This is a genomic window from Marinobacter sp. V032, assembly GCF_052645435.1.
Genome location: NZ_JBQXYE010000001.1, coordinates 1,038,445 through 1,059,760 on the forward strand (window position 1 = coordinate 1,038,445; position 21,316 = coordinate 1,059,760).

Genomic DNA, 21,316 nt, shown 5'->3' on the forward strand with positions numbered 1-21,316 from the left:
AGTCGGTTGAGTGCCGGGTAAATAAAACGCAGGGGAATGTCAGTCGAATGCTGTTCAAGAACAATCTATTTTTCGTTTGGGCGCTGCTGCTGGTGGCTTCAGGTGTATCTGCCGCTGCGCCCCAGGGGCTCAACCTGGCATCGGTGAATGCTGCTGTTGCCTATCAGGGCGAGTCGTCACTGTTATTCAGCAAGCATCCTGATCGTTCGGTGCCAATTGCCTCGGTGACCAAGCTGATGACCGCGTTGGTCGTCATGGACGCCGGGCAGCCGCTGGATGAATGGCTGGAGGTTTATCCCCGCCACAAAAAGGCCGCGAATAATGGGTATTCCCGAATTCGTATCGGCTCGACCCTCAAGCGGGGAGACATGTTGCGCATAGCGCTGATGTCGTCTGAAAACCTCGCCGCTTACACGCTGGCACGACATTACCCGGGTGGCTTTGCCGCATTCATCAAAGCGATGAATGACAAAGCGGAAGAGATTGGCATGACCCATAGTCTGTTCGTTGAACCCACTGGACTGTCGCCGATGAATCGGGCATCCGCATCGGATCTGGTCAAACTGGTCAATGCCGCGTTCAAGCACAAAACACTGCGAACCTATACCACGACGACCTATTTTACTGCACATTTTCGCAAGCCTCGTTATTCGCTGGCATATGGCAATACCAACATACTGGTGCATCGCGACAGTTGGGGCGTGGGCTTGAGTAAAACCGGCAACCTCAAGGAAGCCGGGCGGTGTCTGGTGATGGTGATTAATGTTGACGGCCGTGATGTGGTGACGGTGTTGCTGGATTCGTTCGGCACCAGAACGCCCATAGGCGATGCTGGCCGAATCCGCCGATGGCTCGCCACCGGCGAGGGAGGTTCGATTGCCAAAGCTGCGAAAGACTATGAAGTCCGTCGCAACAAGCTGTACGAGCAGGCCGGGAAAACGGCAGGTAATACTGCATCTCAGTAGCCATCAAAGCGCCGTCACGCGCGATCAAACAAGAGGGGCCATGCATGACAGATTCAGCTTCAATACTGGTGCTGACCACCGGTGGCACGATCGACAAGATCTATTTTGACGCCAATAGTGCGTTCAGCATCGGTGACAGTCAGGTGCCGGATATTGCGTCAGTTGCCAATGTGCAGGCACCGTTAAGGCTGCAATCCCTGATGCGCAAGGACAGTCTGGATATGACTGAAGAAGACCGTCAGCAGGTGCTGGCGGCGGTTAGCGCTGCGCCGGAAACCCGCATCCTGATCACCCATGGCACCGATACCATGGTCGATACGGCGCGAGTGCTTGCCGGGGTGTCTGGAAAGACCGTGGTGTTCACCGGCGCGATGCAGCCTTCACGCATGCAGGTCACGGATGCCGACTTCAATGTGGGGTTCGCGCTCGGGGTTCTGCAAACCTTGCCAGAAGGTGTGTATGTGGCGATGAGCGGGCAGGTGCTTGACCCGCTGCGGGCCCGCAAGAACCGCGCTGCCGGACGCTTTGAATCGACCGATTGATGGCTGGGGTCTCTCAGAAGCTGTTGATTTCAGCTTCGGTGAGTTCCCGGTATTCGCCTGGAGCCAGTGATGGTTCCAGCGTGATCGCGCCAATGCGCTCTCGATGCAAGCGTTCAACATGATTCCCCACTGCTGCCAGCATCCGTTTCACCTGGTGGTAACGCCCCTCGGTTATGCTGAGACGAATGTGCGCCGGTGCAATCATCTCCACCTTTGCGGGTGCCGTCTTATCCGTTTCACTTTTCAGTAAAATACCCGCTTCAAGTTGCTGGATGGCGTCTTCAGACAGCGGCTCAGCCAGCCACACCTGATAGGTCTTTGCGCAATCTGAGCGGGGGGATGTCACCCGATGGGACCATTGGCCGTCGGTGGTCAGCAGCAGTAATCCCGTTGTGTCCCGGTCCAGCCTTCCTGCAATGTGCAAGTCCCTGCGCCATTCTGGCGGGATCAGATTAAGTGCCGTGGTATGAAGATCGTCAGTCGTCGCACTGACTACATCGACCGGCTTGTTCATCATCAGATAGCGGTGTTCACCGGGAAGCTGCAGCGCCTGATCGTCACGTGACATTGCTTGATCCGCAGTGACAGTGGTCGCGGATTTTTTGCACAGGGTACCGTCGACGGTGACACGACCCGCCATGATCTGGCGTCGGGCTTCTTTACGGGAGATACCGGTGCATTTTGAGAGAAAAAAATCGAGTCGCATGAGATCCGGTCCATTGCCTGGGAAGGTTGGGTTAGTCGCCCGATGTCAATGTGATCAGGGGAATAACGACGGCTGGACGCGAGTGTGCCTCAAGTTGGGTGCCGCATAAAGAAAACCCCGCCTTGCGGGCGGGGTTTCGGGTACTGCTTCGTCATCCGTGGGATGACTAATGTGCCGAAGCGGGCTGCGGATCAGGCCGCGCGACGGCGACGCATAACGCCGGCACCGACCAGGCCAAGGCCCAGCAGCGCCAATGTGCCCGGCTCTGGAACAGAGCGCACATTCAGGCTGGCGAGCAGGTTGACAGAAGTCGAGCCATTTTCAGGAGTAGCGAAAGAAGACGCGTTGCCTTCAAAGCCCAACAGGCTGATGGAATAGATGTTAGAGCCCAATACGAACTCGGTGCTATCCACAGTGTTGTCGAACATGATGGTCACGATATCGTCAACGTCGCCGTTGTACTCGGTATAGCTGCCGCCATGGAATATCTGGCACAGGAAGTTGAACCATGCGCACTCAGTTGTGACCGGCGCGTTGTTCGGTGTCTCATTGTGCTCGAACAAGAACGAATATGGACCTGTGGCAGCAGTGTTCGATGAGTCATTGAAAGAGGCCAGCACTTCGAGCGAAACGCCGGTAATAGCGGAGTTTTCGGCAATCGGATTGTTGTGGTGAGTCACCGATCCGAGCACAAAGCTATCAGAGTTTGTGATGGTTTGTGGCAGCGACGGGTTGCCGTCAAAGTCATAACCGCTTTGGCTCGAGCCTGTGCCCCAGCGAATTTCATTGGTGCCAACGCCATTGACGTTTTGGCCGCCTGTCGGGTTTACCCATTGGCCGCTGACACTTTCCAGATCAACCGGGAAGGCTGCGACGGTGGCTGAAGTGGTCAGCACCAGAGCGCCGACCAGTCCTTTGATTATTTTTTTCATGATGTATCCCTTGAATCCAGCTTTTTTAGATACTCTGTTGCCTCACCTTTTGGTGTGAGACATGCGCGAGTCACTGAATCGAAATAGCGATAATCATGCCAATAATAAAATAGCATAATTTACAGTTAGTTAGGTATGTGTATTTGCAATCTATGTATAAAAACCTGACACATAAAGATGATGGAATCCCGGTTTTTTAACGCTCGCTCAGCAGTGATTTCACCATGTACAGGGCGGCAATAACCCGAGCTTCCGTCATGTCCTGACGCGCTACAAGCGAGTCGAGTTCGGAGAGCTTCCAGGTCAGCACCTCCAGCGGCTCAGGCTCATCACCGGGCAGCGTTTCCTCGTAAAGATCTTCAGCCAACGCAATCCGGATGGTGTGACCCATGTAGCCCGGAGATAGCGTCATATCCTTGAGGTGAGTCAGTGTCCGGGCGCCGTAGCCTGCTTCTTCCTTGAGCTCCCGGTTTGCGGCGTCCCGCCAGTCCTCTCCGTGCTCGTAGGCGCCTTTCGGCAGCGTTAATTGATAGTCTTCAACCCCGGCACCGTATTCACGAATCAAAACCACGGTGTCATTGTCCAGCATGGGTACGCACATGACGCCAGCGATGGGAGGAGTGCGCAGCCTCTCGAACTCCCGCTCCTCACCGTTGCTGAAGCGCAGGTGAACGGATTCGATGCCAAACAGGCGGCTTTTGGCCACCAGACGGGTGTCGAGAATTTCCGGCTTCGTTTCCATTGTATGAAGTTCCTTAACGGTAACGACAGACGCGATGTGTCAGCCCTTGTCTGGCTCGCTCAGGGTGATCTTGAGCGATTCAAACAGGATCTCGTCCGGGTAGCCGTCAGCAATCAGCTTCCGGGAGCGCTGATAGTCGCGAATGGCGCTGCGGGTTGCGGGCCCAAGAATGCCATCGGGTGTACCGGCGTCGTAACCCTGGTCATTCAGTGCATTTTGTAATGCTTCAATATCCTGCCGGGACAGGTGCAGGGCGTCTTCCGGCGGCGGTTGTTGTAGCCCGCCGCCTCCGGCAATACGATCAGCCAGATGGCCGACGGCGATGGCGTAATACTCCGAACGGTTCCAGCCCATAATGACGTGGAAGTTGTGGTACACCAGAAAAGCAGGGCCTTCATGACCGGCCGGCACAATCAGGGCGGCCTTTACATCGGCATTGGGCAGCGCATTGCCAAATGCATCCGTGATGCCTTCCTTGCGCCAGTCTGTCAGTGGTTTGGCCCGCTTGAGGCCCGCCTCGCTGTAGTCAAACTGCTTGGGTAACAGTACTTCGCGGCCCCAGCGATAATCACCATCCCAGCCCAGATGGTTGAGGAAGTTTCCGGCGGACATCATTGCATCCGGAATGCTGTGCCACAGATCGCGTTTGCCATCCCCGTCAGCATCGACGGCATAGCGCAGGAACACAGAGGGCATGAACTGCACGTGACCCATGGCGCCGGCCCAGGAACCTTCCATTTGATCCGGGGAGATGGCGCCTTCGTCGATAATCTGTAACGCCGACATCAGCTCGCCAGAAAAATAGTCGGCCCGTCGCGGATCACAGGCCAGTGTCGCCAGCGAGCTGGGCACGGACATCTTGCCGAAATAGGTGCCGAAGTTGGTTTCCAGGCCCCAGAAGGCGAGCAGGTAGGCGGCCGGTACGCCGGTTTCGGCGGTCACCCGATTGAGCAAGTCTCTGTGCTTCTCCAGCAGTGCGCGCCCTTTTTCAATGCGATCTTCATTGACGCGCCGGTTGAGGTAATCGGCAAACGTTGTTGTGAATTCAGGCTGGCGGCGATCGAGTTCGATTACCCGGTCGAGATAACTGACCTGGCCCAGAACATCATCGGCTACCTTCTCGGAAACCCCGGATTTCAGGGCTCGCGTTTTCAGGTTGGCGACGCAGGATTGGAATTGCGTCGATGTGGTGTTCTCGGCGCTCAGCGGTACTCCGGCACTTTTGTCGGCCTGTCCGGCCCACGCTGTTCCGGATAAAAGGCAGGCGGCGATGATCGCGCTTGTCAGGTAATGGCCGGCAGTTAGTCCTTGTTTCACAAATTATTCCTCGCGCTCGCATCCAGATGAAACCGCATGGTAGCTTGTTTTGATGCTGCGAAAACACCGTAGAACAACGACGGTAATAACAAAACTTACAGTTATGGCCGGGTTCTTAACAGTAGTGTTGATGGGCTGGGCTATAGTAAGCGTTAGAGAAGGCCTCTCAACAAATAGACTGAAAGGGCTGTGATATGGCAATGCTGAAGGCGCTGGTGGTCGATGACGCCAGTTTTGTCCGGGATCTGGTCAAGCGTACTGTGCGGAATCGTTTTCCTGTAATCGAGCTGGCCGAGGCTCCGAACGGCAAAAAAGCACAGTTCATGATGACCAAAACCCCCTTTGATCTTGTGTTATGTGATTGGGAAATGCCGGAAATGTCCGGTCTGGAGTTGCTCCGCTGGATGCGTCAGCAGGAAGCATTCAAGCACTGTCCATTCATCATGATTACCAGCCGGGGTGACAAGTCACATGTTATCGAGGCTGTGCAGGAAGGGGTGTCGGAATACCTGGGCAAGCCATTCAGTCCTGATGGGCTGAGCAAGAAAATCATCAAGGTGATGGGTAACAAGCTGAAGCACGCCATGGGCGCGTCCGGCAAGTCGATGGATGGACCGACCGATGCACTCAAGGAATCAGCTGCGCTATTGACCAAGGGGGCGCAGCCAGCGCCTGAAAAGCCGACACCTGACAAGTCCGGCGGCGGTGCTGCGGGGAGAATGCGAAGCGTTGCGGCGGTAAGGTTTGCTGACTCGACTCTGCGCTCGGTAGTAAAGGATATTAACCTCACCGAAATAAAGGTGATCTGCAAGCGCGATCAGGCCTTTCCCGGCATTCTTGATCAGGCTGTGGTCGATCTTGAAATCAGCGAAGGTACAGTGGCTCGTCTGAACGGGTACGTGCACCAGCTGCAAGCTGTCGAGAAGCGTCAGGATACGGACTTTGTCAGTCTGGTGGTGAGATTTGTTGATGAAGATCCGCAGAAGATGGAAGACCTTTCCCGCTTTATAGCCCGTTTTCGCACCGGTATCTGATCCGCGCGATTGTGGTCTTAATCTGAAATACCCTGTGCCGTTTCTATTGGTGCTTCGGCAATGCGCGCACGTGGCAGGTGGCAGATAAATTCACTGCCGTCGCCCGGATGACTGTTGATCTCCAGATTGCCGTCATGGTTGAGCAGTACGTGCTTGACGATTGCCAGCCCGAGGCCGGTGCCACCGGTTTGCTGGTGTCGGCTGGGGTCGGCGCGGTAAAAGCGCTCGGTCAGCCGTGGAATATGCACCATGTCGATACCAATGCCGCTGTCCTTCACCGCCAGGTGAGCGCCTTCCTTGTCGGTATACCAGCGAATGCGAATGGTGCCGCCGGCGGGCGTGTATTTTACCGCGTTGAAGATAATGTTTGAGAAGGCGCTGCGTAATTGGCCTTCGTCGCCGAACACGAAGTGGCGGGGGCCGATCTCGGTCTCGATCTGATGTTCAGCCTCACCGCTGAGTGCTCGCGCATCGCTGCAGGTTTGTTCAATCAGCGTCCGCACATTGGTCACGTTGTCGTTAACCTGCTGTTCACCGGTTTCCAGTTTTGCCAACAGGATAAGGTCGGTGATCAATGCTTCCATCCGGTCGGCCTGTTGGGCCATGGTATTCAATGCTTTTTGCCAGCGGGGTGGGGCGTCGTCTGCATTATCGGTGAGGGTTTCCAGATAGCCGCTGATTACCGTCAACGGGGTGCGCATTTCGTGAGAGACATTGCTGACAAAGTCCCGGCGCATCTGCTCAAGCTGGAACAGGCGGGTGATATCTTTTGCCACGATCAGGCGGTCGTCGTCCCCAAACAGGCTGATCTGGATCTGCAGGTGGATATGGGGCTTGGCGGGCGAGCGGATGTCCAGGGGCTCGCGATAATCCCGGGCATCAAAGTAACGCTTGAATGAAGGGCTGCGGATCAGGTTGTGAATCGGCTGTCCCCTATCTGTCTCGCGTCGGAACCCCAGCAGGTACTCGGCCGACCAGTTCCACCATTCCATTGCGCCATCGGCATTGGTCATGATGACGCCGTCGCGCATGGCGTTGGTGGATTCTTGCACGCGGTTGATGCGGGTTTGCAGTAAATCCCGGGATCTCAGATGCTTCTGATGCTGGCGATGCAGGCTGTCAAACAGGTCGCCCCAGAGCCCAACGCTACCCGGCGCTTCATCACTGGCATCGGGATCGGCAAGCCACTGGTGCAGGCGCCGGGTCTGCACCAGCGTCCATGCCAGATAAAGTGCAAGACCGGTGCAGAGCCCGATCAGCACGCTCCCCAGCCACCAGCCAGCAACCGCACAGGCGAATACAAAGCCAATGATGATGCGGAAATGTCGCGTCCAGTTGTGTTGCATGCTGTATCCCTGACGGCGGCCGACCCGAGGTCGGAAATACATGGCCTGGTGCACGCGCAGTGTTACTGACCGGGGTCAGGCTGCGCGGGTCGAGAACCGGTAGCCGGTGCCTCTGACGGTCTGGATCAGATGATCGTGCTGGTCTCCCAGCGCTTTGCGCAGGCGGCGGATATGCACGTCAACCGTCCGCTCTTCAACATAGACGTTGCCACCCCAGACCTGATCCAGCAACTGGGCGCGAGTGTATACCCGCTCCTGATGCGTCATGAAGAATTGCAGCAGTTTATATTCAGTGGGCCCCATATCGACAGCCCCTGTCGGGGAGGTTACCCGGTGGCTGGCCGGATCAAGATGCAGGCCATCCACTTCAACCGGCGTTTCGATACCGGCCGGGGTGGTCCGGCGCAGCACAGCCTTGAGGCGCGCGACCAGTTCGCGGGGGGAAAACGGCTTGGTGATGTAATCGTCTGCGCCGGATTCCAGTCCCTGTATCTTGTTGTCTTCCTCAACTTTGGCTGTGAGCATGATGATCGGGATCTCGGCTGTGGTCTCGTCTTTTTTAAGACGTCGTGCCAGCTCAATTCCCGTTGTGCCCGGCAACATCCAGTCCAACAAAATCAGGTCTGGCTTGCGATCAATAATGAGGGCGTGCGCATCCAGCGCGTCTGCAGCTTCGAGATAGTTGTAGTCAGCCATCTCCAGCGCGACGGCAATCATTTCCCGAATCGACGGTTCATCGTCGACGATTAGTACGGTTTTTCCCGACATGACGTTTTCCCTTGTCAGCACCAGCGAATCATTGTTGCTAGTGTCCCGTCTGGCCAATGACTTAATCCACTGAGCCCCTGAGAGCTTTGAGAGCAATGCACGGGCGGGAAGATTTGGTGGTTCCAAACCGAGCAACCGTAAAGCCGCTATCAAAGCTCTCAGGAGCTCCCGAAGGGCGTGTCGCTGAGGACTTTGGATCGGCGTTGCCAGATCTTGATGTGGAACCACCACATCGGCGGACCGTCGCCTTGACCAGAATCCTCAGTGTCACGCAGTAGGTTAAGTCATTGGCCAGACGGGACACGACACATTACACCCCGTATTTATGACATAAATATGACAAGCCCGAAGTAAAGCTGCAACGACATGGACGGTTGCCTGCCGAGGCCGGCACTATCTAAGCGCAAAATCCAGTGCCAGCCCGATAAAGACCGACAGCCCGGCCCACTGATTATTCAGGAATGCGCGGAAGCATTCTTCCCGCTGGCGATAGCGGATCATGTGCTGCTGGAAAACAAACAGAACCGCCATGCCGAGAAGCCCCAGGTAGTAGGCGATCCCGAGTTCTGCCTGGGTGCCCACCGAAATCAGAATCAGAATAACGAAGGTCTGAAGACCTGCGACGATAGCTCGATCAGCTTCGCCGAACAGTATCGCGGTCGATTTAACGCCTATTTTGAGGTCGTCGTCCCGGTCGACCATTGCATATAGCGTGTCATAGGCCACCGTCCAGAGCACATTGGCCAGGAATAGCAGCCAGGTCACCTTCGCCAACTCGCCGGCCTCCGCAGCCCAGGCCATCGGAATCGCCCACGAAAATGCAGCACCCAGAAACAGCTGGGGCAAGTGAGTGAAGCGCTTCATAAAGGGATAGATGAACGCCAGCACCAGACCGCCAAATGACAGATAAAAGGTCAGCGTGTTGGTCCAGAGCACGACCATCAGGAAAGACACCAGTGCCAGCCCGAGAAACAATGCGACAGCTTCGAAAGGTTTGACCCTGCCGGTCGCAAGCGGGCGCGCATTGGTCCGTTTAACGTGGCCATCGACTTTGCGGTCGGCAAAATCATTAATGGCGCAGCCTGCCGCCCGCATCATGAATACGCCGAGGGTGAAGATGATGAGGTTGGGCCATGACGGAAACCCGGACGCGGCGAGCCAGAGCGCCCAATAGGTTGGCCAAAGCAGCAGCAAGGTGCCAATAGGCCGGTCCAGCCGGAGCAGGCGGGCATAGTCGACGAACTTGTTTCGAAGGGGGCTGGGAATAAAGTCGAAGGTCATATTCGGGCTGCTTTGGTGTGTGGCTCTGACGTGTCAGTGAGCGCCAGTATAGCCGCGCAGCGCCCTCTGATTGAAGCCGCTTGGGGTGGTGCGGCGATTAGTTTTTGCTGTCGTTTTGCTGGAGCAACCGAGGGTAGAAGTACTCGCCAACCAATAATGCGCGCGAGCCCTTGCTGAAGCGGGAGCGGCGTCCGATCGCGGGTTGATCCGGAGTTGGTGACTGGGTCAGGCCGGTTTGGAAGGCTCCGCGATGCCAGCGGCGGTGGCGAAAAAGAAAAGCCCCCAGCGGCTGTCGTCCAAGATGCCGCAGTCGTCGGCCGGCACCTTTCAGCGTGGCCAGCGGGATAACGGTTCGCGCCATCACCCAGGGTTCACCGTCACCGCACAGATTGACCTCGCGAATCCAGGCATGCTGGCGGGAAGGCAGGTTGAGCGCCCGAGCTTCTTCGGCTGTGGGGCGGGCATAGCCTTCCCAGAGAATGTCCACATGGAAACTCTGCCGGCAGCGTAGTTGCAGCGCCCGGGTCAGTGATCCCTCAACGGTCAGCCAGTGCACCCCATCGGTCAGCGACTGATCAGCAACCAGTTGCGCAGCGGGAATGCTGGGAAACCACAGGGCCTGAGGCACCCGGCGGAGGTTGCTGTCACTTGCTGAAGAAGCGGGGATGTCAAAGTCCTTTAACGGCATAGATGCCGGGGGCGTTGCGCCAGTAGCCTTTGTAGTCCATGCCGAAGCCGAAAAGAAAACGATCTTCAACATCCAGCCCTGTGAAGTCGGCTTTAAGGCCGGGGCGGCATTTGCGATCGTGTTGTTTGTCGACCAGCACTGCTGTCAACACCTCTTCTGCCCCCTGGCTGCGGCAGTAGTCTGCAATGGCGTTCAGGGTAGTGCCTTCGTCGAGGATATCGTCAACGATCAGTACGGTGCGTCCGCGCATGTCAGCTTCGGGGCGCAGTTTCCATTCCAGAATGCCGCCGGTGGTTTCCTGACGGTATCGAGTTGCGTGCAGGTATTCAGCCTGGACCGGAAAACGCAGTTTGGGAAGCAGCTGGCCAGTAAAGATAAGCCCGCCGTTCATCACGCAAAATAGCAGTGGGTTACGTTCACTGAGCTGCTCGGAAATGGCGGCTGCCATGGTGTCGATCGCCTGATGCACGTCCTGCTCGGAGCAGAGACAATCAGCCTCATCGAAAACCTGTTGCAGTTCGTCGCGGGAATCTGTCATACCGTGAAAGTCCTGTTTTGGAAGGGGTAAGCCGCCGGCTGCGTCCCAAAAACGGGCCATTATACCGAAGCTGGTCGCTCGCGGGGAGGGGGCTTGGCAGGTTTGACGTCGGTGCTGGCGCGTATGGCATTGGTCAGCGGGCTGACAATGCGTATTATGACGGGCCAGATAATGTACAGAATGAAGGTTTGGTTGCGTGAGGGATTGTAGAACAATTATGATCCCCGGCCTGATGCGAACAGTGGAGAACGATCATGAAGAAGTGGCAGTGTGTGGTGTGTGGCTGGATATACGATGAAGCCCAGGGTTGGCCGGAAGACGGTATTGAGCCGGGCACGGTCTGGGACGATGTGCCGGAAGACTGGGTCTGCCCGGATTGCGGCGTCGGCAAAGAAGACTTTGAAATGATCGAAATCGGCTGATTATCTGCCGGCCTGTTTTGTGTTTTTCAATGTTCGGCACGACCGGCATTGATGCCTGAGTAACCATCAAGGAGAGCAGTGGCATGTCCAACGATGCCCCCATCGTCATTATCGGCACGGGCCTGTCAGGGTATTCCCTGGCCCGTGAAATTCGTAAGCAGGACAAAGAAGTCCCTGTTCTGATGCTGACTGCCGATGACGGCCACAGCTATTCCAAGCCGATGCTGTCTACCGGTTTCACCAAAGGCAAGACTGCAGATGAGTTGGCTCAGTCGGACGCTGCTGGTATGGCGGCTCAGCTGAACATCGAGTTGCGGACCCATACCACAGTCACCGGTATTGACGCCGAAGCTCACTGTGTTCTGATCGGTGACGAGCGACTTGAATACAGCAAACTGGTGCTCGCCTGGGGAGCGGACGTGATTCGCTTGCAACTGAAAGGCGAGGGTCAGTCGTTTGTGCACAGTATCAATGACCTGATGGATTACCGGGCGTTTCGCCAGGCGCTGGAAGGCAAGCAGCGGGTGGCAATTATGGGGGCTGGCCTGATTGGTTGTGAGTTCGCCAATGACCTGCGCAACGGCGGCTATGAAGTCGATATTATTGCACCTTCAGACAACGTGATGCCGGGGCTGCTGCCACCGGTAGCCGGGCAGGCGGTGATCGATGCCCTGAAGGATGAAGGCGTGCGCTTTCATCTGGAAACGGTAGTCGATCATATTGAACCGAATGGGGATGGCGTGCGCCTGACCCTGGCGAACGGCGAGATCGTGGAGGCAGATCGGGTCATTTCAGCTGTTGGTTTACGTCCGCGTACCCAGTTGGCCGAGTCCGCTGGTCTCGATGTGCAGCGGGGCATCGTGGTGGATCGCCATCTGCAGACCAGCGCAGAAGACATTTATGCGCTTGGCGATTGCGCCGAAGTCGACGGCCATGTGCTGCTGTATGTGTTGCCGCTGATGGCCTGCTCACGGGCACTGGCCAAGACCCTGCTGGGGCAGGCAACAGAAGTGGCCTATGGGGTGATGCCGGTGATGATCAAGACGCCATGCTGTCCGACCTCCGTATGCCCGCCGCCGGTGGGCGCCGAGGGTGATTGGGAAGTTGAGCAGAACGGCCGCAGCGTCAAGGCCATCTTTCGCGATGCTGACGGCCAGGCGCTGGGCTTCGCCGTTACCGGTGATTTTGCGCTTGAGAAGCAGGCGCTTTCCAAAGAAGTGCCGCCACTGCACCGCTAATGCCGGACGGGACGTCGACAGGGCGTTCCGGCATTCCCTGCAGTCAGAACCGGTATTCGACCCCGAAGTCGATGCGATATACAAACCCTCGCAAGGCCTCGGGCAAGTGATCCTGACTCAGTGACGTGTTGCTGGCCTTTGCCAGGTCGGCATCCTGCTGGGTCTGGGCGATCTGCACAGCATCACGGGAATCCTTGTAGCCCACGGTGGTGTCGGTACTGAAAGCGGGTTGAATAAGATACCAGCCGCGATCCTCATACCTTTCACGCTTTTCAGGAGGCCATTCCGGTTGGGGCAACACCACGGGGTTAATCTCATCGCGGCGGTCGGTGACTGACACGCAGCTGCGCCGCGTCATGCGTGAATCCAGCTGCGGATTATAGTGCCAGTCAGCGATGGCGCCTTTGGCGGAGGCAGATTCTCCGAACAGGCCCAGGGCTGTCAGAAATAGCACCATGGCTCCCCAGCAGCCCGGACCTGATAGTTTGAGCCTGCAACCTGGGTCATTATCGTCATTGCTTAAACAGGCGCGCTGGGGTAGAACAGCGTGCTCTGATACAGAAAAGTTAACAGGAGCAGGCATGCTGGATGTCACCCGCAAATTGGTCGAGTTGTTGGACCTGGCACCGATCGGTGATGATCATTTTCAAGGCGAAAGTGAAGATCTCGGTTTTGAAAATGTGTTTGGTGGTCAGGTTCTGGGGCAGGCGCTGATGGCTGCCAGCCGCACGGTTGAGAACCGGACCGCCCATTCGCTTCATGCCTATTTTCTGCGCCCGGGCAATACCCGGTTGCCAATTGATTATGAAGTACAGCGCGTTCGTGATGGGGGTACATTCTCCGTTCGTCGAGTGATTGCGCGTCAGGATGGCAAGGAAATTCTCACCGGGTCCATGTCCTTCCAGGTGGAGGAACCCGGGTTTGATCACCAGGTTCCGATGCCCGAGGTTTCGAACTTCGACAAGCTCAAATCCGAACACACTTATGCGCTGATGCTCAAACAGTATATTCCTGAAAACCGTCGTGAGAAGTTTACACGAGACCGTCCGATTGAGATCCGCCCGATTGATCCGGTCAACCCGTTGAAGCCAGAGCCGAAAGATCCGCAAAAGCAGGCCTGGTTCCGTGCGCAGGGTGACCTGCCGGATGACCCGGTGCTGCATCGCTGCCTGCTGGCCTATTCTTCCGACTTCGGCCTGCTGGGTACCTCGCTTCATCCCCATGGTGTGTCGTTCATGAACAAAGGCATGCAGGTGGCGAGCCTTGATCATTCGATCTGGTTTCACCGGGAGTTTCGCATGGATGACTGGCTGCTCTACGACAAGGATAGCCCGAGTGCGTCCGGTGGGAGAGGATTCAACCGTGGCAATATCTTTAATCGTGACGGGGTACTGGTGGCATCAACATGCCAGGAAGCGTTGATTCGTCAGCGTTCGGCCAAGTCCTGATTCTCTGGCGCCGTGCCGCTCAGGCTCGGCGCTGTTCCTGCTGGGCCTGATTCGCAAGCCAGCGCACGAAATCATCAAATGGCAGTGGCGGGGTCATGACATAGCCCTGCACCATGTCGCAGTTCATCTCGCGCAGCAATCGCAGCGTGCTCTCATCCTCGACGCCTTCCGCCACAACCGTGTATCCCAGATCGTGGCACATATTGATCGTGGTTTTGACGATCACCCGGTCGTCTGCCTGAAACTCCAGGTCACTGATCAGTGAGCGGTCGATTTTGATTTCACTGGCCGGCAGTCGCTTGATATAGGACAGCGACGAGTAGCCCGAGCCGAAATCATCAATCGATAGCGGAATACCAGTGAAATCCAGCGATCGCAAAGCGCGTAGCGAATTGACAGGATCCTGCATCATAGATGTTTCAGTGACTTCCAGAATGATCTTGCCGGCATGTTGGTGATAGCTGGTCATCAAGCGTTGCACAAACAGCGGAAATTCAGGTTCGCGCAGGTTGTTGGGCGAAATATTGACCGAGATGCTGAGGTCGTTGTAGCCCGCGGCGATCAGCTTGTCCCGGGCTTTCAACGCCTGCTCGAGAACCCATCGGGTCAGGGGTTTGATCAGCCCGGTCTGCTCCGCTACAGAGATAATCTCCTCTGCGGAAATTGGTGTTGCCTTCCCCGGCCAACGGATCAGTGCTTCGGCACCCACAACGTTGCGGCTGGATAATGAAAGTTTGGGCTGGAAGTAGAGAGCGAGTTGATTGGTGTCCAGTGCTTCGCGCAACTCGGATACCAGCGTCAGGCGACCGGTGTTGTAGCTGTCTGCTTCTGGCTTGTAGTAGGCGAGACCGCGCTCAGCGGAGTCTTCGCTTTCCAGTGCGATATAGGCCTGGCGGATCAGGGTATTAATATCCGTCGCATGATCGGGGTAGACTGAAATCCCTGCCAGTGGGTCAAGAGGCAGCTGCATGCCCAGGTATTCGATGGGTTTGCGAATCGCCTCAAGGCATTGCACGACCCTGCGAGGCATGGCTTTGACCTCCTCGGCATCAATCACAAATCCGAAGGTGGCAGATTCCAGCGCGGCGACAAAAAAGCTTCGAGTTTCGGAATGCTCAACTATTTGAATGCCGGGGAGATCACGGCAAATGATGTTGAAGCGCCGGGCTGCCAGTTTCAGAACCTGGTCCGCGTTCTGGTGCCCCAGCGTTTTGGTGATGGCCTGCAGGTTTGTCAGTTGAATCACGCCGACAGCGTGGCGCTTGTCAGGCTTGCGGGTGAGGGTATCCTGCAAGTGAAGCTCGAACGAAGAGCGGTTAGGTAGCCCAGTCAGAGGGTGATGCAGAGCTTGGTCCATCATCCTCAGTTCAGCCTTGCGCCGGGCAGCGAGCGCCTGCAGCTGAGCCTCCTGAGCGTCCATTTTGTCGCTGCGTTCGCGATAGAGACGGGCAGCCAGCGCGATGGACAGCAGAATCGCTTCCAGAGCAGAGCCGATCTCCATTCCGAATTCAGTCACGAAATTGGTTGGCACAACCCCATATTTGTTGAGCGCTGTCAGTGCGCTGCCAATCGTCAATGCCCCCCATGCCAGAGTATAAAGCCCGGCTTGCCGGTTACCCTTGAGCCATTCAATGGGGCCCAGCAGTGTAAGGAGCAGGCAGCCCGGAATAGCCAGGGCCACCGACAATCGCATTGAGGTGTTGTAGTCGAGAATGAAAGTGCCGGCGATGGCCGCAAGATTCAGGTACACCGAGACCCGAACCCACCGGTCAAGCGCGGGGCTGCTGTGCTTCAGATCGAGAAAGGCGCGAGCGAATAGTGAGGAGAACAGCAGCGCAAAGGGCACGGACACCATCATCGACTGATTCTGTAGCCAGGGGCTGCCGGGCCAGATGTAGACAAACGCCATCCCGCGCAAGGTGGATAGCATCACGAGGTAGCCGAGTGTTGAAAGCGCGTAGTACAGATAGGTTGCTTCCCTGAGGGCAGCAAACACGAACAGATTGAAAAAAATCACGGTGATCAGGATGCCATAATAGATGGCGTGGGCCTGATCGGCGGCGAAGGTGTGATCGAAAAAGCGATCCCGTTGCCAGAGGGTGATCGGTACTTGTAGCGCACCGTTGGTCTGAACCCTGATCACAAACTGATAACTGGAACCGGGGTCGACGGTATAGGGCAGCAGGAAGTGGGGATGACGTAGCGGGCGAGACTTGAGTGGCATTCTGTCGCCGGTTATCAGTTCGTCAATCAGTTTACCGTCGCGGAAGAGGTAGATCTTGACAGAGTCGAGCTGCGGGTAGCGAATGTCCAGTATCTGATGCATTTTGCTGGACGATATGGGAGGGCTGAAACGCAGCCAGACAGGCGCTTCGGTGTAGCCGAAATTCGGTGACTCGCCGTTTAGGATCTGCCAGCCTGGAAGGTTCAAGGCGGCTTCTGGTGTCAGGCTGTCCTGTTGAGCGTCATCAATTTGAAGGTAATCAATTGCCGGCTCAATTTGGCCGTCATGCTCGAGGTCGGCATGAGCAAAGGAGGCAGCAGTCATCAATGCGCCCAGAAGGACGGCGAGCAGAACGGTTTGGCGCACAGGTATAAGTCTTGTTTTGTTTGTTGTGCCTGAGCTGAAGCCCGTGACAAGGGCCGCCCATCAGAGCAGGCGTCCGCTCTGACGCCTGTTCATTCCAGTATGGCTACAGATCTGCAGCTGCTCAAGTGGTTCGGTCTTTGATTCGTGTTAATGGGACATCGTGGCCATTCTGGGGCTGGTCCGCCCTAAATTGCAGGGGTTACGGCAGGCTGTTTGCCCATTCCAGAACCCAGGGTAGTGCTTCGGATTCCGGATCGGTTGTTTCAAGGGCATCAATACGCAGGGTTTCACCGACCTTGCGACAGGCGATTTCGTAAAGCGCCTCTTCCATCAGCTCACCGGCCCCGCAAAAGGTATCGCCGTAGGAACTGTCACCCAGCACAATCACGCCGAACGGGCGCCCGGTCTGCATTGGCAGGGTATCCCGGATTGCAGCGTATAGCGGGATCAATGGCGCGGGGAGCTCGCCCTGGCCGGTGGTCGAGGTGCATACCAGGATGGCGTCGTCATTGGACGTCAGATCTTCCAGCGTAGGGTTTTCGGAGACTGAGGTCGGGTGGCCTGCATCGGTCAGAGCCTTACCCATTGCGCGTGCGGTGAGTTGCGCGCCACCGAATACGCTGCCGACAAAAATACGAATACGGGCCATATAGCGTCTGCGCCTGTGCCAGAGTTTAAAGGGGTGACAATGTTAACGGCAGGGCGGGATCAGCTCAAATAGTCGCTATCGTGAGCCGGAGGGGATTTTGCTGCGTACTCTCGGTGATATCCGGTTGCGGCCCGCTTCCTTGGCGTCATAGAGGTTTTTGTCAGCCAGCCGCAGCAAGCCGTTAATCGAGTCGCTTTGGGTGATCGAGCAAACCCCTGCGCTGATAGTGACCGGCAGCCGTTTGGAATGGTAAATAAAGTCGTGTTCCTCGACTTCCGAGCGCAGTCGCTCGGTCAGCGTCAGCGCCTGGAGTAAAGAGGTATCCGGCAACAATATCAGGAATTCTTCACCGCCCCATCGGGATGCGGTATCGCTCTCACGGCAGGCGCCGCGCAGTAGATCTGCGAATTCCTGTAGCGCCTGGTCCCCGGCATCGTGGCCGAACTCGTCGTTGATGCGTTTGAAATGATCAAGGTCAATCAGCACCGCGGAAAAATGTCGCCCGGAGCGCTGGTAGCGGGCCAGTTCATTGTTAAGCTGAAGGTGCATGTCCCGCCGGTTGGGCAGTCCAGTCAGCTCGTCAGTGCGGGCCGCTTGCTCGTGCGAGTTTGCGAGCTTTACCAGTTGGTTGCGTGCCCTTCGGCGGCTGGCCTCAAGCACGAAGCAGAAGATTGATTCAAACATCAGCGTCACGATAAACCGGAGTTTGAAATCGGGGGCGTATGTCCCGGTCACAAATGGAAGGTCGGGTGACATGAACACCAAAAGGCAAAAGGCCAGGTAAAGACCCAGCAGCAGGGAACCGGCACGCAAGCTGGTGAGATAAAACACCAGTGGCGGGAACACATACAGCCAGAGCGGCCCCGTATTACTCTCGCCTCCGGAAGCGATAAGGTACGCAAACAGCCCCCCGACAATGGTTAGCAGTCCGTTTTTCTGCTGTGCAAAATTGCCGGACCGTCTGAAGGCTGCCATGTTCAGTAACACCAGCAGCATAAACAGTATCAGGACAACAGCGTGCACCGGGTGTGCTGAAAACCAGGACTTGATACCAATACCGGCCAGGCACACAACACCGCTGACAGACAGATAGGTCAGTACCTTGGCAACCCGGACGTCTTCTTCCGCCCGGGATTGATCGACTCGCAATTGTTGCGGTTGGGTCATCGGTTCTCATCTGGGGTCACGGCAAATGGCGCTGCACCAAGGGCCGAGGGATGACAGTAAAATGATAAGTTGGCGAACTATTAGGTTATTTTGCGTCAAAACATTGGCATATAATAGCGGGGCTCACCAACCTTGCCGTCATCAATTGTAAAACATGGCGAGGCTCCCGCGATGACGATCAGCGCGTACTTTGATGGATTTATTGAGTCTGACAGCATCGGGTTTTGGGTGCGACTGCCGATGGGGTCGGGCGGCGCTGGCGGCATGCCATCGAGTGAGCCCGATAAGGCCTGGCCCCGATAATGTCACAGATATTTCATTTTCAGGCTGAACTCCCTATAGTGGCGCCTGTTCCAGTCGACTGACTCATGTACTTGCGGTGAACTGTCATGGCCAAGAGCATTTCCCCTATTGATCGCGCCCTAACCAGCTCTGCGACCGAACGCTACCGGATTGGTATCAGTTTGGTGTTTTTGCTGGGTGTCTGGTTGTATGTCGGGCAAATGAGCACTGGTATGCCAGGCAGTATGTTGCTGATGGCAGCGGCCGCGATCGGTGCCTATATGGCGGTGAATATCGGCGCCAATGATGTAGCCAATAATGTCGGTCCGGCGGTGGGCTCCGGCGCCTTGTCGTTGGGGGCTGCCATCCTGATTGCTGCACTGTTTGAGGCGGGCGGGGCGCTGATTGCCGGCGGCGATGTGGTCTCGACCATCAAGAAGGGCATCATCAATCCTTCTAGCCTGACGGACGTACAAGCCTTTGTCTGGCTGATGATGGCTGCATTGCTGGCAGGAGCGCTATGGCTCAACCTGGCGACCTGGATGGGCGCGCCGGTGTCGACGACTCACTCCATCGTGGGTGGTGTTCTGGGGGCCGGTGTAGCCGCCGGAGGCTGGGATATCGCCAACTGGTCGGTGATGGGGGCTATTGCCGCCAGCTGGGTCATCTCGCCGGTGCTGGGCGGCCTTATTGCGGCATTCTTCCTGTATGTCATCAAGCGCACGGTGCTCTATCAAAGCAATATGGTGGCAGCGGCCCGTAAAGTGGTGCCCTGGGTTGTTGCGCTGATGGCGTGGGCTTTCGGCACCTATCTGATGCTCAAGGGCGTCAAGCACATCATCAAAGTCGATTTCATGACCGCCGCGCTCATCGGGCTTGCGCTGGGCGCTGTGGTTTGGGTTGTCATGCGCGGAACGATCGGTCGGCGAGCGGCGACCATGGCCAATGCGGAAGACGGCGTGAACGGTCTGTTCACCTGGCCGCTGATTTTTGCCGCTGCGCTCCTGAGCTTCGCGCACGGTGCCAATGATGTTGCCAATGCCATTGGTCCGCTGGCGGCGATCAACGATGCACTGGCCCATGGTTCTGTGGCTGCTGCAGCCAGCATCCCGATGTGGGTGATGGTCGTCGGTGCGTTGGGGATCGCGCTGGGACTGTCACTCTTCGGTCCACGGCTGATCAAGACGGTGGGCAGTGAAATCACCGAGCTGGATAAAACCCGGGCCTTTTGTATTGCCCTGTCTGCCGCTATTACCGTCATTATCGCCTCACAGCTGGGGCTGCCGGTAAGTTCCACGCACATTGCGCTGGGTGGTGTCTTCGGTGTCGGGTTCTTGCGGGAGTATCTCAAGCGCAGCTATGCGTCACAGTTGCATCGCATCGTCGAGAATCATGAAGGTGAGGAAAAAGAGCGTATCCAGGCGTTTCTGGCACGTTTCCGCGAAGCGACGGTCGAAGACATGGAGGCCATGCTGAAATCGACGAAAAAGAAATCGTCGGATGTGCCTCTGTCCAAAAAGGAGCGCAAGCGCCTCAAGAAGATTTACAAGGAAGAGCTGGTCAAGCGTTCCCAGCTGACCCGAATTGCCGCCGCCTGGATCATCACTGTGCCTGCGTCGGCCTGTATGGCGGCGTTGCTGTTTTTTACCCTGCGCGGTCTTTTGGTCTGATTGCGGCAGAGCACAGGCTTTCGTATATTCGGGTTTATAGAGGCTCCCCTGAGTCGGAATTCAATGCAGATTGTGGAGGCATGCTATGAGCAGTGCATCGGAAAGCCGCCAGGCGCGGATGATTGACGAGCTTAGGGTCTTCATCAAGAAGGTGCTGGGGGATCCGACAATTGCGGTGAAGTGTGTCGAAATTGCGCGCCGCTATAAGGATGATCCGGATTCCAACGAGAAAATGGCAAGGGAAATCAGTGCGACGACCAGCGTGCGCATTCCTGAAACCTGGAGCGAAGCAGACAAAATGTTCCTGGATATTCTGAAGGATGTGCTGGACGACGAAGCCGCACTTTATTGATTTCGAATAACGGCAATTCGAGTACTGACGCTTCGGCTACATTGACTCGTGCGGTAATTGCCCACTAAAAAGGCGCTGAGAGATCAGCGCCTTTTTGCGTTATCAAAGGGGGTTCCGGGGTTTATCAGTAACGGATACCCAAGCTGCGGTAGATGAACCCCATCAGCCAGGCAGGGCCAATCAGCAGAAACTGAAGATCCTTGAAAAAAGAGGGCTTCTTTCCCTCAATGTGGTGGCCGATAAACTGAAGCACCCACATCACCACGAACAGAATCAATGACATCCCCCAGACCGGCATCAAACCGGTACTTTCAAAAGCGGCCACCAGCGAAGCTGCGATAATGCTGAAAATAGCCATGCCGATGCCCAGTGGCAGCGATAACCGAATGTACCAAAGAGTCGCGATGGCAAGACCCAGGGTGCCCCAATTGAGGTAGGGCACACGATCAAATGCCGCCGGGGTCGGGATAGACCAGATCAGGCCGATCACGGAAATGAAAATGACCGGTACGGCAATCCAGTGAATTGCCTTGTTGGTGGGGTTGCGGTGGCTCTCGCCGTATTCGGCGAACCACTGATCGGCGCTCTTGGCCATGACAGATCTCCTGTTTATCCGGTTTTTATTATGGAGACAGTATA

Annotated in this window: 22 protein-coding genes; 8 read left to right on the forward strand and 14 right to left on the reverse strand. The window is 56.4% G+C overall.

The annotated features are described in order from the left end of the window. Positions 1-47: 47 nt before the first annotated feature. Together pbpG and ACUN9X_RS04760 are read left to right on the forward strand one after the other, a co-directional pair. Complete coding sequence (gene pbpG, locus ACUN9X_RS04755) at positions 48-965, forward strand: D-alanyl-D-alanine endopeptidase (protein ID WP_445472355.1); 918 nt, start codon at positions 48-50, stop codon at positions 963-965. 44 nt (positions 966-1,009) lie between these two features. After that, entirely contained in the window at positions 1,010-1,507 is a 498-nt protein-coding gene (locus ACUN9X_RS04760) for an asparaginase domain-containing protein (protein WP_260038449.1), read from the forward strand. A 13-nt stretch (positions 1,508-1,520) separates the two neighbouring features. Here ACUN9X_RS04760 and rsuA read toward each other — a convergent pair whose 3' ends face one another. The 4 genes from rsuA to ACUN9X_RS04780 all read right to left on the reverse strand — a co-directional run bounded on the left by rsuA (position 1,521) and on the right by ACUN9X_RS04780 (position 5,093). Beyond that, positions 1,521-2,213, reverse strand: coding sequence for a 16S rRNA pseudouridine(516) synthase RsuA (gene rsuA / locus ACUN9X_RS04765; protein WP_445472356.1), 693 nt, complete (start codon positions 2,211-2,213; stop codon positions 1,521-1,523). A gap of 191 nt (positions 2,214-2,404) precedes the next feature. Beyond that, positions 2,405-3,145: a THxN family PEP-CTERM protein gene (locus ACUN9X_RS04770; RefSeq protein ID WP_445472357.1), complete on the reverse strand. Its 741-nt coding sequence runs from the start codon at positions 3,143-3,145 to the stop codon at positions 2,405-2,407. A 196-nt stretch (positions 3,146-3,341) separates the two neighbouring features. Continuing rightward, positions 3,342-3,887, reverse strand: coding sequence for an ADP compounds hydrolase NudE (nudE, locus tag ACUN9X_RS04775; RefSeq protein ID WP_260038446.1), 546 nt, complete (start codon positions 3,885-3,887; stop codon positions 3,342-3,344). 39 nt (positions 3,888-3,926) lie between these two features. Beyond that, positions 3,927-5,093: a lytic murein transglycosylase gene (locus tag ACUN9X_RS04780; protein WP_445473182.1), complete on the reverse strand. Its 1,167-nt coding sequence runs from the start codon at positions 5,091-5,093 to the stop codon at positions 3,927-3,929. A gap of 305 nt (positions 5,094-5,398) precedes the next feature. On the opposite strand from ACUN9X_RS04780, the gene ACUN9X_RS04785 reads away from it, so the two are divergent. Further along, positions 5,399-6,238 (forward strand): response regulator, encoded by an 840-nt coding sequence (locus tag ACUN9X_RS04785; RefSeq protein WP_260038445.1) that lies wholly within the window; start codon positions 5,399-5,401, stop codon positions 6,236-6,238. Between the two features lie 17 nt (positions 6,239-6,255). On the opposite strand, the gene phoR is transcribed toward ACUN9X_RS04785, so the two are convergent. From phoR to ACUN9X_RS04810, 5 genes are all read right to left on the reverse strand, one after another. Then, a complete protein-coding gene (gene phoR / locus ACUN9X_RS04790; RefSeq protein ID WP_445472358.1) occupies positions 6,256-7,584 on the reverse strand; it encodes a phosphate regulon sensor histidine kinase PhoR in 1,329 nt (442 codons plus the stop codon). 75 nt (positions 7,585-7,659) lie between these two features. Then, positions 7,660-8,352: a phosphate regulon transcriptional regulator PhoB gene (gene phoB, locus ACUN9X_RS04795; RefSeq protein ID WP_445472359.1), complete on the reverse strand. Its 693-nt coding sequence runs from the start codon at positions 8,350-8,352 to the stop codon at positions 7,660-7,662. 393 nt (positions 8,353-8,745) lie between these two features. Further along, complete coding sequence (gene ubiA, locus ACUN9X_RS04800; protein ID WP_445472360.1) at positions 8,746-9,633, reverse strand: 4-hydroxybenzoate octaprenyltransferase; 888 nt, start codon at positions 9,631-9,633, stop codon at positions 8,746-8,748. Between the two features lie 97 nt (positions 9,634-9,730). Continuing rightward, positions 9,731-10,321, reverse strand: a complete 591-nt coding sequence (locus ACUN9X_RS04805; protein WP_445472361.1) for a chorismate--pyruvate lyase family protein — start codon at positions 10,319-10,321, stop codon at positions 9,731-9,733. After that, on the reverse strand, positions 10,302-10,859 hold the full coding sequence (locus ACUN9X_RS04810; protein WP_260038436.1) for a hypoxanthine-guanine phosphoribosyltransferase: 558 nt from the start codon (positions 10,857-10,859) through the stop codon (positions 10,302-10,304). Before ACUN9X_RS04810 ends, ACUN9X_RS04805 begins: the two co-directional genes overlap by 20 nt. Positions 10,860-11,113: 254 nt before the next feature. On the opposite strand from ACUN9X_RS04810, the gene rd reads away from it, so the two are divergent. Both rd and ACUN9X_RS04820 read left to right on the forward strand, forming a co-directional pair. Further along, positions 11,114-11,281, forward strand: coding sequence for a rubredoxin (gene rd, locus ACUN9X_RS04815; RefSeq protein WP_260038434.1), 168 nt, complete (start codon positions 11,114-11,116; stop codon positions 11,279-11,281). Between the two features lie 83 nt (positions 11,282-11,364). Continuing rightward, a complete protein-coding gene (locus tag ACUN9X_RS04820) occupies positions 11,365-12,519 on the forward strand; it encodes an FAD-dependent oxidoreductase (protein WP_260038433.1) in 1,155 nt (384 codons plus the stop codon). 43 nt (positions 12,520-12,562) lie between these two features. On the opposite strand, the gene ACUN9X_RS04825 is transcribed toward ACUN9X_RS04820, so the two are convergent. Then, entirely contained in the window at positions 12,563-12,973 is a 411-nt protein-coding gene (locus ACUN9X_RS04825) for a hypothetical protein (protein WP_445472362.1), read from the reverse strand. 127 nt (positions 12,974-13,100) lie between these two features. Here ACUN9X_RS04825 and tesB point away from each other — a divergent pair, with 127 nt between their 5' ends. Continuing rightward, entirely contained in the window at positions 13,101-13,967 is an 867-nt protein-coding gene (gene tesB, locus ACUN9X_RS04830) for an acyl-CoA thioesterase II (protein WP_445472363.1), read from the forward strand. 19 nt (positions 13,968-13,986) lie between these two features. On the opposite strand, the gene ACUN9X_RS04835 is transcribed toward tesB, so the two are convergent. The 3 genes from ACUN9X_RS04835 to ACUN9X_RS04845 all read right to left on the reverse strand — a co-directional run bounded on the left by ACUN9X_RS04835 (position 13,987) and on the right by ACUN9X_RS04845 (position 18,373). Further along, on the reverse strand, positions 13,987-16,515 hold the full coding sequence (locus tag ACUN9X_RS04835; protein WP_445472364.1) for an EAL domain-containing protein: 2,529 nt from the start codon (positions 16,513-16,515) through the stop codon (positions 13,987-13,989). 241 nt (positions 16,516-16,756) lie between these two features. Then, complete coding sequence (locus ACUN9X_RS04840; RefSeq protein ID WP_445472365.1) at positions 16,757-17,206, reverse strand: flavodoxin; 450 nt, start codon at positions 17,204-17,206, stop codon at positions 16,757-16,759. 75 nt (positions 17,207-17,281) lie between these two features. After that, positions 17,282-18,373 (reverse strand): GGDEF domain-containing protein, encoded by a 1,092-nt coding sequence (locus ACUN9X_RS04845; protein ID WP_445472366.1) that lies wholly within the window; start codon positions 18,371-18,373, stop codon positions 17,282-17,284. 389 nt (positions 18,374-18,762) lie between these two features. On the opposite strand from ACUN9X_RS04845, the gene ACUN9X_RS04850 reads away from it, so the two are divergent. Next, a complete protein-coding gene (locus ACUN9X_RS04850) occupies positions 18,763-20,325 on the forward strand; it encodes an inorganic phosphate transporter (protein ID WP_445472367.1) in 1,563 nt (520 codons plus the stop codon). Between the two features lie 85 nt (positions 20,326-20,410). Continuing rightward, the gene (locus ACUN9X_RS04855; RefSeq protein ID WP_445472368.1) at positions 20,411-20,677 is read left to right on the forward strand and encodes a hypothetical protein; all 267 of its coding nucleotides are present in this window, start codon (positions 20,411-20,413) and stop codon (positions 20,675-20,677) included. Positions 20,678-20,801: 124 nt separating this feature from the next. On the opposite strand, the gene ACUN9X_RS04860 is transcribed toward ACUN9X_RS04855, so the two are convergent. Continuing rightward, positions 20,802-21,272 carry an Mpo1 family 2-hydroxy fatty acid dioxygenase gene (locus ACUN9X_RS04860; RefSeq protein ID WP_445472369.1) on the reverse strand — a complete coding sequence of 157 codons (471 nt, stop codon included), beginning with the start codon at positions 21,270-21,272 and terminating at the stop codon, positions 20,802-20,804. Positions 21,273-21,316 lie beyond the last annotated feature (44 nt).

Coding starts and splice junctions, on each gene's coding strand:
- ACUN9X_RS04810 (WP_260038436.1), bottom strand. CDS start 10,859: ATGACAGATTCCCGCGACGAACTGCAACAGGTTTTCGATGAGGCTGAT.
- ACUN9X_RS04835 (WP_445472364.1), bottom strand. CDS start 16,515: ATGACTGCTGCCTCCTTTGCTCATGCCGACCTCGAGCATGACGGCCAA.
- rsuA (WP_445472356.1), bottom strand. CDS start 2,213: ATGCGACTCGATTTTTTTCTCTCAAAATGCACCGGTATCTCCCGTAAA.
- ACUN9X_RS04850 (WP_445472367.1), top strand. CDS start 18,763: ATGGCCAAGAGCATTTCCCCTATTGATCGCGCCCTAACCAGCTCTGCG.
- ACUN9X_RS04820 (WP_260038433.1), top strand. CDS start 11,365: ATGTCCAACGATGCCCCCATCGTCATTATCGGCACGGGCCTGTCAGGG.
- ubiA (WP_445472360.1), bottom strand. CDS start 9,633: ATGACCTTCGACTTTATTCCCAGCCCCCTTCGAAACAAGTTCGTCGAC.
- phoB (WP_445472359.1), bottom strand. CDS start 8,352: ATGTCGGGAAAAACCGTACTAATCGTCGACGATGAACCGTCGATTCGG.
- ACUN9X_RS04845 (WP_445472366.1), bottom strand. CDS start 18,373: ATGACCCAACCGCAACAATTGCGAGTCGATCAATCCCGGGCGGAAGAA.
- ACUN9X_RS04805 (WP_445472361.1), bottom strand. CDS start 10,321: ATGCCGTTAAAGGACTTTGACATCCCCGCTTCTTCAGCAAGTGACAGC.
- ACUN9X_RS04760 (WP_260038449.1), top strand. CDS start 1,010: ATGACAGATTCAGCTTCAATACTGGTGCTGACCACCGGTGGCACGATC.
- ACUN9X_RS04840 (WP_445472365.1), bottom strand. CDS start 17,206: ATGGCCCGTATTCGTATTTTTGTCGGCAGCGTATTCGGTGGCGCGCAA.
- ACUN9X_RS04855 (WP_445472368.1), top strand. CDS start 20,411: ATGAGCAGTGCATCGGAAAGCCGCCAGGCGCGGATGATTGACGAGCTT.
- nudE (WP_260038446.1), bottom strand. CDS start 3,887: ATGGAAACGAAGCCGGAAATTCTCGACACCCGTCTGGTGGCCAAAAGC.
- ACUN9X_RS04860 (WP_445472369.1), bottom strand. CDS start 21,272: ATGGCCAAGAGCGCCGATCAGTGGTTCGCCGAATACGGCGAGAGCCAC.
- ACUN9X_RS04770 (WP_445472357.1), bottom strand. CDS start 3,145: ATGAAAAAAATAATCAAAGGACTGGTCGGCGCTCTGGTGCTGACCACT.
- ACUN9X_RS04785 (WP_260038445.1), top strand. CDS start 5,399: ATGGCAATGCTGAAGGCGCTGGTGGTCGATGACGCCAGTTTTGTCCGG.
- tesB (WP_445472363.1), top strand. CDS start 13,101: ATGCTGGATGTCACCCGCAAATTGGTCGAGTTGTTGGACCTGGCACCG.
- rd (WP_260038434.1), top strand. CDS start 11,114: ATGAAGAAGTGGCAGTGTGTGGTGTGTGGCTGGATATACGATGAAGCC.
- pbpG (WP_445472355.1), top strand. CDS start 48: ATGCTGTTCAAGAACAATCTATTTTTCGTTTGGGCGCTGCTGCTGGTG.
- phoR (WP_445472358.1), bottom strand. CDS start 7,584: ATGCAACACAACTGGACGCGACATTTCCGCATCATCATTGGCTTTGTA.